Genomic DNA, 12,030 nt, shown 5'->3' with positions numbered 1-12,030 from the left:
CAGGGGCGGCAGGCCCGGCAAATTCAACCAATCCATAAAAACAAATCGGTATCAACAAACTTGGCACACTATTGAGTTCTCAAACAACAGACACACCCGGCACCACCACAACCAATTTCAAGGCCGCGGCTCGCTCCGGAGCAACTTTCCAAACTTACCCGATCTTCCACCCCGACGCAAATCCATGTTCCAGGATCCACGCCGGCAGGAAAACCATCCCCACCGCTTTCCAGCGCCCTGAAGAGCCACCAGATTTTGGTTTAGATTTTGGGGGTTTGGCCGCCCGCGGTGATCAGCTCTTCGCTGTCCCCCTCGCGGCGACTTAGAAAACAATACACGCACTCCGGCCCCACCGCAAACCCCCCTTCCAAAGGCCGAAAATCCGCGCGGTTCCGCGGCAGAACGGGCCGCGGAGGCACCTGGACGAGCGCCCGCCGTCGTAATTGGTCCATGTGTGCTGCAGCACAGGTGGTACACAGGTCCAATCACCGGGAGCCATGCGGCGTTAAAGCAAAGAAGGGCCGGCAACCATGATGGTTGCCGGCCCTTCTCAAACAGCTGGAGTCAGCTGCGCGGGATTACCAGGAAGACTTGGTGATGCCCGGAAGTTCGCCCTTGTGGGCCATGTCGCGGAAGCGGACACGGGAGATGCCGAACTTCTGGAAGGTACCGCGGGGACGGCCGTCGATGATGTCGCGGTTACGCAGACGGATCGGGGACGCGTTGCGGGGCAGCTTCTGCAGGCCCAGGCGGGCTGCTTCGCGTGCTTCGTCGGTTGCGTTTTCGTCAACCAGGGTCTTCTTCAGCTCGAGGCGCTTTGCAGCGTAACGCTCTACGATGACCTTGCGCTGCTCGTTGCGAGCAATCTTGGACTTCTTAGCCATGTTTAGCGCTCCTCTCGGAATTCGACGTGCTGGCGGATCTTGGGGTCGTACTTCTTCAGAACCATACGGTCCGGGTCGTTACGACGGTTCTTGCGGGTTACGTAGGTGTAACCCGTGCCCGCGGTCGACTTGAGCTTGATGATCGGACGTACGTCCTTGTCCTTAGCCACTAGAGCTTCACCCCACGAGCCAGGATAGAGGCGACGACTGCGTCGATGCCTCGAACGTCGATGGTCTTGATGCCACGTGCAGAGACCTGCAGCGTGACGTTACGGCGCAGGGACGGAACCCAGTAGCGCTTCTTCTGAATGTTCGGATCGAACCGACGCTTGTTGCGGCGGTGCGAGTGCGAAATGCTGTGCCCAAAGCCCGGCTCGGCCCCGGTCACTTGGCAGTGTGCTGCCATGACTTCTCCTCAAGAATTGAAAGTAATGATCCGCATATCTGCTGCTGGACCATGCTGCTAAGGGCGACCCAAAAATAAAGAAGGGCGAACGGTTAGTCACGCAACTTGAGCCCCTAACTACCGGCCACCCTGGAGAAATTACCGGGCAACCGGAGCAATTGCGCACGCTCCGCGCACTTAGCGCCTACCAAGTCTACGAGTTCGCGCAATTAAAGACCAATCCGGGACGAATGGGTGTATAAGCACGGCACCGGAAACAGCCGAGTCAGCGGCTTCCGCTGACCGGGTCCGGCTCGAGGCGTGTGAGCTGCGGGTACTTGGCCGACAGGTTGTCGCCGGAGGACTTGCCGGTAACGCGGCGGACAACCCAGGGACCGGCGTACTCCCGGAACCACTGGGCGTTGGCGCGCAAGGCCTCGGCACCACGCAGTTCCGGCACCGGAGTCATGGGCGGGATGTCGATGGAGTGGTCATACTTCAGCACCTCCATGACGCGCTTGGCCATGTTCGCGTGCCCGGCTGCGGACATGTGCATCCGGTCCCGCGCCCACATGCCCCAGTCGTAGTACTCGCTGAAGCGCCAGTAATCCACGAGCAGGGCGCCGTGGTCCCCGGCAATGCCGCGGACCAGTTCGTTGTAGATCGCGGTGCGGCCGCGCATGGTGCCGAACACTTTGGAGCCCCGGGCGTCGAATCCGGTGAACATCACCACGGTTGCGCCCGTGGCAGCCAACTTGCGGATGCCGTCGTCGTACTCCGCAAGGAGGTCATCGATGTCGATCCGCGGGCGGAGAATGTCGTTGGCACCTGCGTAGATGCTCACCAAGGTGGGTTTAAGTTCGACGGCGGCGTCCACCTGCTCAGCGAGGATCTGCCGGAGCTTCCTTCCGCGGATGGCGAGGTTGGCGTAGCCGAAGCCCGGGTCGGCCTCGCCAAGCTGCTCGGCAACACGGTCGGCCCAGCCACGGACACCGTTGGGGCGGGTGGAGTCGTCGTCGCCCACGCCTTCAGTGAAGGAATCGCCGAGTGCCACGAACCGGGAAGTGAAGTCCATCCGGCTAGTTTGCCACCCGTTGCTGGAAGCAACCAACCGGCTGGGCTAGCTTTCGCGCAGGATCCAATGGTCGGAGTCCAGGCGTCCCACCACTTTTTCACCGATCCGCGCCAGATCGAGGACGTCCTGCTCTGACAGGGCGTCGAGGAAGAGGTCCCGTACCGCTTCAACGTGGCCGGGCGCCAGGCCAACGATGGTGGCCATGCCCTCCTCCGTAAGGTGGGCGATGGTGACACGGGCATCGTGGGGGTGGGGCTGGCGCTCCACCCAGCCCCGCTTCTGCAGCTTCGTCACCACGTGCGAGAGCCGGGAAAGGGACGCGCTGCTGCGGGCGGCGAGTTCGCTCATGGGCAGGAACCGCTCGTCCGCCTCGGAGAGCATGGCCAGGACCGTGTAGTCGAAGAGCGATAACTTGCCTTCGGCGTGAAGCTTGGTGTCGAGGGCTGCCGGCAGCAGGGTGTTGATGCTCACCAGGGCCAGCCAGGCACGTCGTTCGTCGGCGTTCAGCCAGCGCGGTTCGGTCATGTCCCTATTCTACGATTGATCCTTCAACCGACGATGACCGTGCCGGTAGGCTGGGCGGATGTATGTTGTCTCCCTGACTTATCGGGTTCCGCAGGACATCGTCGATTTCCACAATGACGCCCACATCAGCTGGCTCCAGAAGGCTTTTGACGACGGCGTTTTTATCGCTGCCGGCCGGAAGGTCCCCCGCACGGGTGGCCTGCTGCTCTCCCAGGCGGACCGGGCCACGTTGGACGCCTCCCTGAAGCTGGACCCTTTCTATACGAATGGGGTGGCGGACTTCGAGGTAGTGGAGTTCCACGCCGCCCGGGTGGCGCCGGGCTACGAAATCCTCCTGGACAGCTAGCCTTCAGCCACGCCGGCAGGGTCTTCTGCCACCAGTTTCTTCAGCCCGCCCTTCCGGGGCACCTTGACCGGTTTCGGCCAGCGCGCCGTAAGTTCGTCACCTAGGGTGACACCCCGCAGCTTCCGGCCGAAGAGTGGCAGGACCCAGTCATGGATCCAGCGCCGTTGCCGCTGTTCCCACTCCCGCAGGGTGAGCCGCGTTGGCGGTTCCCAGTCCTTGAGTGTGATTTTGTGGGGGACTCCCAATTGGTCCAGCACCTGCCCGGCCAAGTACTTGTGCCCGGCCTTTGACATGTGCAGCCGGTCCGAGTCCCACATCCGCCGGTCATGGAACGCGTCCAGGCACCAATAGTCCACCAGCACGGCACCGTACTTGGCGGCGATGGCCCGCACTTGCTGGTTGTAGAACGCGTTGCGTTTCTTGAGCGGCTCGAGCAGCGCGGAGACCTTCACGTCGAAGCCGGTGAACAGGACCACCGTGGCTCCGGTTCCGGCCAGTTGCGCCACAAGTTGCTCGTAGCTGGCCATGAGGGCGGTCATATCCGTTTTCAGGTCCAGGATGTCATTGCCGCCGGCATACAGCGTGACCAAAGTGGGCTTCATCTGCAGCGCAGGTTCCAGCTGCTCGTCGATAATGTGCCGGAGCCGCTTGCTGCGGATCGCCAGGTTCGCGTACTTCCAACCCGGCTGCGCCTTGGCCAGCTTCTCGGCCACCCTGTCGGCCCACCCCCGGACCCCGTTGGGCAACCGCTCATCCCGGTCCCCCACACCCTCGGTAAAAGAGTCCCCAAGAGCAACAAAGACCCGCCGCCCGGACTCAGGAAGCAAAGGTTGAGCAGGCACCAGCCCAACCTAGCCAGAAGAAGAAGAGCGCAGGGAAAGGCAAGGTGAAGCAAAGGTGACGAACACACGTAGCCGCGGCCGGTGGCTTGCGTAGGAGCGCATCGCCGACTGGAGCGCAGTGAAGGCCGCCCGCGGCCGGAACGGAGTGAAAGGAGGTGTCTAAGCGACGGCAAGCCGGCGGTTGCGGCGCAGCCTGCAACCGCCGGGGTTAGCCCTCGGCCTTGCCCTGCCGCCAGTACCCCATGAAGGCCACCTGCTTCCGGTCAATCCCGACGTCGCGGACCAGGTAGCGGCGCATGTCCTTGATGACTGCCGCTTCGCCGGCGATCCAGGCGTAGAAGGGCATGGCACCGGCAGGCATGTCCGGGTTCTTGGTCGCCTGGATCTCAGCAGTTTCCATCCGGGTGGGGGTCTCCCAGAGAATGTCCTCGTCCACGTTGACGTCTTCGGGCTCGGGGCCGGCGCCGCCGTCGACCTCTTTGAGCCCCACCCAGCCGGGCACGGGAACGGCTTTGCGGACAGCGTCCTGGAGCAACTGCCCGTGCGGGCGGGACCGGCCGATCGAAGCGCCGCGGGCCAGCCAGGTGATCTCGACGTTGGCAGGTGAGCTGAGCTCCAGGAAATCGCCGGCCTCCGGAACTTCGAGGAACGCGTGCCCGGTCATGTACTCCGGCAGGCTTTCCAGGATGGCGGAGATGGCCGGAATGGCTGTTTCGTCGCCCGCGAGGAGGACACGCTGGGCGAGGCCCGGCCGCCACTCGATGCCGGAGTAGATTTCGGCAGTGACGCAGTGGGCGGCACGGTTGTTGGGGCCGATGATGGTGATGGCGTCGCCGGGCTTGGCGTTGAGGGCCCAGTTGGCCGCGGGGCCGCCGTTGCCGTGGTCATCGAAGTGCATTACAAAGTCGACGTCGATTTCGGGGTAGACGGCGTCCAGCCGGGCCTGACGGACAGTGTAAGTGCGCATTGACCCGCGCACAGCCGGGTCCATCTCCAGCCATTCGCGGTACCAGCCGGCCTGGCTCATCTCGAAGGCCGGAAGCGGCAGCGCGGTGCCGTCAGCGGCGAGCGACGGGATCATGAGCTTGACCCGCAGGTCAAGGGTTTCCCCGTGGACGCCGAAATCACGGAGCGAGTAGCCGCCGAACGTGATCCGGCGGAAGTTGGGGCTGAGTTCCTGGACGGAGGATACGGTGACCTCGAACGCCAGGGTCATCGGCTCGGTGGAGGCAACTTCTCGGGTCTTCATGAAACAAGCTCCAGTTCAGTGGCGGGGACGTGGTGGCGGCCGATGGGAATGATCAGGGGGGTTCCGGATACAGGATCCGGAATGACACGGGATTCAAGGTTGAAGACGTTGCGCACCAGGTCTTCGGTGACCACCTCGAGGGGGTTGCCGACGGCCACTACGGCGCCGCCTTTCATGGCGATGACGTTGTCCGCGTACCGGGCGGCAAGGTTAAGGTCGTGCAGGACGATGGCCACCGTGGTGCCGCGCTTACGGTTCAGGTCCGTCACGAGGTCCAGGACTTCCACCTGATGCGCGAGGTCCAGGTAGGTGGTGGGTTCGTCGAGGAGCAGGACGTCGGTTTCCTGGGCGAGGGCCATCGCGATCCAGACCCGCTGCCGCTGGCCGCCGGAGAGTTCGTCCACGTCGCGCCCGGCGAGGGCCAGCGTCTCGGTGGCTTCCAGCGCGCGCTGCACGGCGGCGTCGTCCTTGTCGCTCCAGCTGCGGAAGAAGCCCTGGTGCGGGTAGCGTCCGCGGCCCACCAGGTCGCGGACGGTGATGCCGTCGGGGGCGGTAGGGTGCTGCGGCAGGAGGCCCAGGGTGCGTGCCAGTTCCCGCGCCGGGCGGGCGTGGATGTCCTTGCCGTCCAGCGTCACGGTGCCGGCCGCGGGCTTGAGGAGCCGGGAAAGGCCCCGGAGCAGGGTGGATTTCCCGCACGCGTTGGCGCCCACGATCATGGTCACCTTGCCCTCGGGGATCTCGGCGCTGAGGCCGTCCACCACGCAGCGCTGATCGTATTTCAGCGTCAGGTCCTTGGCGTTGAGAACAGCCACGTCAGGCATCCTTTCGGTTGGCCGTGACCAGGAGCCACAGCAGGAACGGGGCACCAAGCGCACCGGTGATGACGCCCACCGGCAGGACCGTGCCGTCCAGCAGCAGTGGGGCAAGGTTGGCGGCGAAGTAGTCTGCCGCGAGGACAATCAGGGCGCCTACCAGTGCCGACGCCGGGAGGCTGGCTTTGCCGGTGAAGCGGCGGGCGATGGGCCCGGCCAGGAAGGCGACGAACGAGACCGGGCCTGCCGCCGCCGTCGCCACTGCCGCAAGCGTCACGGCGATGATCACCAGCGAAAGGCGTGCCGCGTTGACCCGAATGCCCAGGCCGGCAGCAGCGTCGTCGCCCAGCTCCAGGATCCGCAGCGGGCCAGCAATGACGGCCACGGCCGGGACCAGGACCACGAGGGCGAGGAACAGGACGCCGGCGCGGTCCCAGTTGGCGGAGTTCAGGGATCCGTTGAGCCAGACGAGGGCGTCGGCGGCGGTGCGGATGTCTGCGCGGGTCATCAGGAAGTTGACCACCGCGTGCAGGGCCGCGGCGATGCCGACGCCGGCCAGGACCAGGCGGTTGCCGGCCGCGTTCCCGCGGCTGGTCCCCCGGATCGCGCCGCCTGTCGAGATGGCGTAGATCAGAGCGGCCACGGCGAGGGCGCCGGCCAGGGCTGCCCCGGAAACGACGGCGCCGGACGCACCAAAGATGACGATGGCGATGACGGCGGCGGCACTGGCGCCGTAGCTGATGCCGATGACGTCGGGGCTGGCCAGCGGGTTGCGGAGCATTGTCTGGAACAGCGCGCCGGCCAAGCCGAAGGCGACGCCGATCATGGTGCCGATGACCGCCCGCGGCAGCTTGTTTTCCATCACGATGAAGCTGGCGCCCGGGATCTTGTCGCCGCCGGTGAGGTGGGCGATCACGATCTTGAAGAAGTCGGGGATGGTCACGGTGTAGCTGCCCAGCAGGACGGACACGGCGAAGAGGATGACGACGGCGGCGGCCAGCACCGCGGTCCGGTTCAGTACCCGAGATGGCAGATAACGGGGGTGTTTCCCTCTCGGACTGCCGTCAAGTGCCATCTCGCGGGAAGTCTGGGTGATGCTCACAGTCCGGCCCCCTTGCCGCGGCGGATCAGCCAGACAAACACAGGCGCGCCGACGAGGGCGGTCATGATGCCAGCGGGAACTTCACCGGGGAGGAGCACCACGCGGCCGATGATGTCCGCACCCAGGAGCAGCACGGGAGCCGCCACCAGGGAGAACGGCAGGATCCACCGGTAGTCGGGGCCGGTGAGGAAGCGCACGGCGTGCGGAATAACAAGACCCACGAACCCGATGGGACCGGCCAGCGCGGTGGCTGTCCCGCACAGCAGCACGATTCCCAGGGCGGTCACGGCGCGGACCAGGCCAACCCGCTGGCCGAGGCCGCGGGCGATGTCGTCGCCGAGCGCCAGGCTGTTGAGGATACGGCCGGTCAGGAGCACGATGACGGCACCGACGGCCAGGAAGGGAACCCCGGGCAGGACCACTGACCAGTCCCGGCCGGCCACGCCGCCCACCTGCCAGAAGCGGAAACGGTCAAGGGTGTCCTGGCTGGAGACCAGGATGACGTTCATCAGGGAGTACAGGCCTGCGCTCAGCGCGGCGCCGGCGAGGGCCAGCTTCACGGGGGTGGCGCCTTCCCTGCCGAGGGAGGCGATGAGGTAGACCACGACGGCGGCGATTGCCGCCCCGATGAAGGCGAACCAGATGTAGCCGGAGAGAGTGGCCACACCAAAAACGTAAATGCCGGTGACGACGGCCAGCGCGGCGCCCGCGTTGACGCCCATGATGCCGGGATCGGCGAGCGGATTGCGGGCCACACCCTGCATGGCAGCACCGGCAAGGCCCAGGGCTCCGCCGGCCAGCAGGCCAAGGACGGTGCGCGGGATGCGGGCGTGGACCACCGCATGGTCGCCGTTGGCGGGATCGAACTGCGTGAGCGCATCCCAGACGGTGCCGAGGGGAAGACCGCGGGCGCCGACGGCCAGCGAGGCCGCGGCCAGGAGCGCAAGTACAACGACGGCGGCCAGCAGCCAGGCAGCCCGCTTTCCCCCGGAAGCGGGGTGGCGGGATCCTTTCGCCGGCACCGGGGTGCCCGCGTCCCCCTCCCGGGAGGCCGCCGTCGTTGTACTGTGCGTCATGGAACGGTGCTTACTTCACTGCGTCCGCTGCGGTGGCCAGCTGCGGCAGGAAGGTGTCCAGTGCCCAGGGCAGGCTCAGTGGGGAGGATGCGGAGATCGCCAGGACCAGGCTCTTGTTCGCGTCTGCGACGAAGGCCCCGTTCTTGACGGCCGGAATCTGGCCGAACAGGGGATCATTCTTGATGGCGTCCGCCTCGCTGGCGTCCTCTACGGAGCTGAGGAAGATGTCCGACTCCAGCTCGTTGACCTTCTCGGCAGACCATGGCACGAAGAATTCCTTGGAGCCTTCGGAGGCCTGCTCGGCGGCCGGGGCGAGCTTCATCCCGATGGCGGAAAGGAATTTGGGCCGGTTGTCATTGGCCGTGTAAATACCCGTCTGGGTGGGGTCTGAGGGAAGGGCGTAGCCGTAGATGAAGGTCTTGCCGGCGATCTGCGGGTACTTCGCGGCTTCCTCCTTGATGGTGGCCTCGGTGTCGGAGATAAGTTTGGTGGCTTCGGCATCCTTGCCGAGGGCCTTGCCGATGATGGACGTGGAGTCCTGCCAGGAAGTGCCGTATGCAAGTTCAGGGTGGGCCACCACGGGTGCGATCTCGCTGAGCTTCTTGTAGTCCTCTTCGGTCAGTCCTGAGTAGGCGGCCAGGATGACGTCCGGGGTGAGCTTGGCGATCTCGGTGAAGTTGATGCCGTCAGCCTCTGAGTACTGGGCCGGAGCCTTGTCGGAACCGAAGCCGGCGCCGAGCTCCTCAAGGGCTGCGTCCTTCCAGGGGGTGGAGCCCTGGTCGTTGCCGCCCCACTCGTTCTTGGGGACACCCACAGGCACTACGCCCAGGGCAATGGCGACGTCGTCATTGACCCAGGAAACTGTGGCTACCCGAGTGGGCTGTTTTTCGATGGTGGTTTTGCCAAAGACGTGCTCGATGGTGACCGGGAACTGCGCGCTGCTGGAGCTTGACGCGCTGGCGTCCGTGGTGGAGGACGCGGGGCCGGTGGCGCATGCCGAGAGGGAGAGCGCCGCTGCGGCCAGAACGGCCGTCGCCTTGCCGGCTGATGAGAACAGCGTGCGGCGGGTGGCACTGAGGCCGGTGAAGAGGGGGGAAGTCACGGAACTCCTTAGATGAATGAAGCGAACCTAAGTAAGGCTAGCCTAGCCTCCGCTGCATTACGCAAGGTTTTCGTAACTTATTCCCCAAGGTGACGAAGGACACAGGACCGGGTGCGTGTCGCTGCCTTGGACAGGCGATGCCCCTTTTGGCAGGATGACAGTGCTGGTTCCATACACGGACCAACCAGCTGGCAGAAAAGATGGGAACCAGAGAGATGTGCACGCGCCCGGCCTTCAGCGCCGCCGTTGCCATGGAAAGCGGGGCGGCCGTTGCGGCCTGCTCCGCGGGGAATGACTGACTCCTCGTTTCCTCACCCTGTTTTTGGGTCCCATCTCTTACGAAAGTTCAGGCATGCAATCAGTCACGCCCCAACAAATCCGATCCTCGTTCATCAATGCCAGCCGTTCAGAAGCCGCCAAGCTCAGCCTGCCCAAGGATTTCGACTCCCTTGATTGGGATAACCTCGACTTCCTGGGCTGGCGCGACGAAAAGATGCCCCTGCGCGGCTATCTTGTAGTCCCCGGCCTTCAAGGCTTAACCGGCATCATGCTGCGCGCCCCCGAGGGCGGCGCCCGGAAAAACCGCTCCGTGCTCTGCGAACTCTGCCGGGACGTCTTCTCCAAGGAGGACGTGCTGCTGTGGGTGGCCAGGCGCGCCGGCAAGTCCGGCCGCGACGGGAACACAGTGGGCACCCTCATCTGCGCCGACTTCCTGTGCTGCGGCAACGTCCGCAAGGAACCGCCGGCCAACGAGATTAACCCTGAACCCGCCGCCGTCGTCCTCCGCCAGATCGAAGGCCTCAAGGACCGGACCGCCCAGTTCCTGGGCCGCGTCCAGGCCAAGTAACGTACCCGGCCGGCCGGATACAAGGAAGCCCGCCCTCACGGATGCGGGGGCGGGCTTCCTTAACGGCGGGTCAGCGGTAGGAAAAGCTCATCAGAATCGCCGTCAGCGCCTGGCCTTCAGACCCGGCGAACCAGGCCTTAGCCGCCTCGTCACTGGCAAATGGCCCTCCAGTGAATACGACGTTTGCAGCCAGCACTCGGTTGCCGCCGACGATGACAACGTCAGCGCCTTCCGTGCCATCCGGCGAGACGGCTGCCCTGTGCGTTAGCGACAGCCGGTAATGGGGGGCGCCGTCGATACGGTCGACATAGAAGGAGGCGTGGGCGGTTTCAGGACCTGAATGCCCCTGCAGTCCCGGTACCGGCTCTGAGAAGAACGCTGTCCTGGTGTGGGGACCGGCAACACCACCCCCCACCTCGCTGTAGAAGATCCCGATCTGCTCGTTCCCGCTGGCGTCATACACAGTCACGTTTTCAACAGAGGGTGACGCCCCACCCTGGCTGTGCTCCACCCGCCAGCCGGCCGGATGGGTAAACGACAGCCGGCCGTCGGGAAAGGTAAAGGTGACGGGCTCGGCGGGAGCGGGTGCCGGATCGGACGACGACGGCGGGGCGGCCGACGGGAGCGGCTCCGCCGGCGCAGTGATGGGCGGCGGCGCGGCTGTCGTCGTCGGCTTTTCCGAAGGGGTGGCTGGCGGAGCGCTGGCGGAGGGCGGCTGGGTGGCCGGGGCCGTTGCCGCGTCCCGGTTTTCGACCGACGCGTTGACCATGCAGCCACTCAGGAAGAGTGCGGCTGATGCCGTAACCGAGAGGGAAAAAATCACACGCCGTGGCGAACGCATGGGAGTGCCTTTCGAGATAGTGATGTGGTGCGCCACGGGGTGGCACACCACATCAACGGGGGTCAGCGGTAGGAGAAGCTCATCAGCACCGACTTCAGGGCCCGGCCCTCATCACTCCAGTACCAGGTTTGCGCTGCGTCATCACCTTCAAACCGCGGTTCAGTAAACAGCACGTCCGCAGTCAAAATACGGTCGCCGATCCTTACAAGACCGTATTGCACCTGCCCGTCCGGCGAGACTGGCGATCCCGGTGTCAGCCCCATCCGGTAATGAGTAACGCCATCAGCTCGATCAATGAAGAACGAAGAACTGGGCGTGGGAACAGAAGCTCCGATCAGTCCAGGTACCGGATCAGTCTCAATGATGTTCCTGGAGACATTGCCGGCCGTAGCATCGCCAACCTGGCTGTAGTAGATGTTGATCTGCTCCTTGCCGCCGGCATCCAGGACGGTCGCCGTCTCCACTGCGGGGGAGGCCGAAACCTGTTCATGCTCCACGCTCCAGCCCTCCGGGTGGGCGAAGGACAGGCGGCCGTCTGCGAAGGTGAAGGTCACCGGCCCTTTGGGAACGGGTGACGAGGTAGCAGCGGGAACGATGGTTGGAGCCGGACTCTGCGTAGCCGTCTGCGTAGCCGACTGGGTGGCAGGCGCCGTGGAGGGAGCCCCGCTCCCGGCAGGGGTGCCTGTCGCGCAGCCTGCGAGGGAAAGAGCGGCAGCAGCGGTGGCTACGAGGAAGAAGTTTGCGCGGTGGGCTGGGCGCATCGGAGTGCCTTTCAAGAGAGCGCCTTTGGTCTCTTGGGGTTGGTGCGGGACCCAGCGTTCCGCAGCGCCCAGGGGGATCATTCAGGCGGGGTGATGTGATGGACCAAGAGTGGCACAGCAAAATCACCGCACACCAGAGCAATCACAATAAATCCATCAATTTGTTATATACAGCAACGCGAA

At 64.8% G+C, this 12,030-nt stretch carries 15 protein-coding genes; 2 read left to right on the top strand and 13 right to left on the bottom strand.

Features of this window, described 5'->3' with window-relative positions; all coding sequences use genetic code 11:
• Positions 1-578 precede the first annotated feature (578 nt).
• From rpsN to B5520_RS21570, 5 genes are all read right to left on the bottom strand, one after another.
• Positions 579-884, bottom strand: coding sequence for a 30S ribosomal protein S14 (rpsN, locus tag B5520_RS21590; protein ID WP_009358853.1), 306 nt, complete (start codon positions 882-884; stop codon positions 579-581).
• 2 nt (positions 885-886) lie between these two features.
• A complete protein-coding gene (gene rpmG / locus B5520_RS21585) occupies positions 887-1,054 on the bottom strand; it encodes a 50S ribosomal protein L33 (RefSeq protein WP_013602737.1) in 168 nt (55 codons plus the stop codon).
• Positions 1,054-1,290 (bottom strand): 50S ribosomal protein L28, encoded by a 237-nt coding sequence (rpmB, locus tag B5520_RS21580; protein ID WP_015938871.1) that lies wholly within the window; start codon positions 1,288-1,290, stop codon positions 1,054-1,056. The genes rpmG and rpmB overlap by 1 nt, the downstream gene beginning before the upstream one ends.
• A 265-nt stretch (positions 1,291-1,555) precedes the next feature.
• Complete coding sequence (locus B5520_RS21575) at positions 1,556-2,344, bottom strand: SGNH/GDSL hydrolase family protein (protein WP_079599117.1); 789 nt, start codon at positions 2,342-2,344, stop codon at positions 1,556-1,558.
• A gap of 45 nt (positions 2,345-2,389) precedes the next feature.
• On the bottom strand, positions 2,390-2,869 hold the full coding sequence (locus B5520_RS21570) for a MarR family winged helix-turn-helix transcriptional regulator (RefSeq protein ID WP_079599116.1): 480 nt from the start codon (positions 2,867-2,869) through the stop codon (positions 2,390-2,392).
• 58 nt (positions 2,870-2,927) lie between these two features.
• Between B5520_RS21570 and B5520_RS21565 the strand changes: the two genes are divergently transcribed.
• The gene (locus B5520_RS21565) at positions 2,928-3,215 is read left to right on the top strand and encodes a YciI family protein (protein ID WP_079599115.1); all 288 of its coding nucleotides are present in this window, start codon (positions 2,928-2,930) and stop codon (positions 3,213-3,215) included.
• On the opposite strand, the gene B5520_RS21560 is transcribed toward B5520_RS21565, so the two are convergent.
• The 6 genes from B5520_RS21560 to B5520_RS21535 form a co-directional block, all read right to left on the bottom strand.
• Positions 3,212-4,057, bottom strand: coding sequence for an SGNH/GDSL hydrolase family protein (locus B5520_RS21560; RefSeq protein WP_079599114.1), 846 nt, complete (start codon positions 4,055-4,057; stop codon positions 3,212-3,214). The genes B5520_RS21565 and B5520_RS21560 overlap by 4 nt on opposite strands.
• Before the next feature lie 208 nt (positions 4,058-4,265).
• Positions 4,266-5,306: a siderophore-interacting protein gene (locus B5520_RS21555; protein ID WP_079599113.1), complete on the bottom strand. Its 1,041-nt coding sequence runs from the start codon at positions 5,304-5,306 to the stop codon at positions 4,266-4,268.
• On the bottom strand, positions 5,303-6,118 hold the full coding sequence (locus B5520_RS21550; protein WP_079599112.1) for an ABC transporter ATP-binding protein: 816 nt from the start codon (positions 6,116-6,118) through the stop codon (positions 5,303-5,305). The genes B5520_RS21555 and B5520_RS21550 overlap by 4 nt, the downstream gene beginning before the upstream one ends.
• A gap of 1 nt (position 6,119) precedes the next feature.
• Positions 6,120-7,193 carry a FecCD family ABC transporter permease gene (locus B5520_RS21545; protein WP_079599118.1) on the bottom strand — a complete coding sequence of 358 codons (1,074 nt, stop codon included), beginning with the start codon at positions 7,191-7,193 and terminating at the stop codon, positions 6,120-6,122.
• Positions 7,194-7,216: 23 nt separating this feature from the next.
• Positions 7,217-8,296, bottom strand: a complete 1,080-nt coding sequence (locus tag B5520_RS21540) for a FecCD family ABC transporter permease (RefSeq protein ID WP_079599111.1) — start codon at positions 8,294-8,296, stop codon at positions 7,217-7,219.
• 10 nt (positions 8,297-8,306) lie between these two features.
• Positions 8,307-9,398, bottom strand: coding sequence for an iron-siderophore ABC transporter substrate-binding protein (locus B5520_RS21535; RefSeq protein WP_079599110.1), 1,092 nt, complete (start codon positions 9,396-9,398; stop codon positions 8,307-8,309).
• Between the two features lie 352 nt (positions 9,399-9,750).
• Between B5520_RS21535 and B5520_RS21530 the strand changes: the two genes are divergently transcribed.
• Positions 9,751-10,245 (top strand): FBP domain-containing protein, encoded by a 495-nt coding sequence (locus tag B5520_RS21530; RefSeq protein ID WP_079599109.1) that lies wholly within the window; start codon positions 9,751-9,753, stop codon positions 10,243-10,245.
• 70 nt (positions 10,246-10,315) lie between these two features.
• Here B5520_RS21530 and B5520_RS21525 read toward each other — a convergent pair whose 3' ends face one another.
• Positions 10,316-11,014 carry a hypothetical protein gene (locus tag B5520_RS21525; protein WP_139386291.1) on the bottom strand — a complete coding sequence of 233 codons (699 nt, stop codon included), beginning with the start codon at positions 11,012-11,014 and terminating at the stop codon, positions 10,316-10,318.
• A 134-nt stretch (positions 11,015-11,148) separates the two neighbouring features.
• Positions 11,149-11,847, bottom strand: a complete 699-nt coding sequence (locus tag B5520_RS21520) for a hypothetical protein (protein ID WP_079599107.1) — start codon at positions 11,845-11,847, stop codon at positions 11,149-11,151.
• Between the last annotated feature and the right edge of the window lie 183 nt (positions 11,848-12,030).

Source organism: Arthrobacter sp. P2b (assembly GCF_900168295.1).
GTDB lineage: Bacteria > Actinomycetota > Actinomycetes > Actinomycetales > Micrococcaceae > Arthrobacter.
The sequence above is the reverse complement of the archived record's forward strand: the minus strand, read 5'-3'. Positions and strand labels throughout refer to the sequence as shown.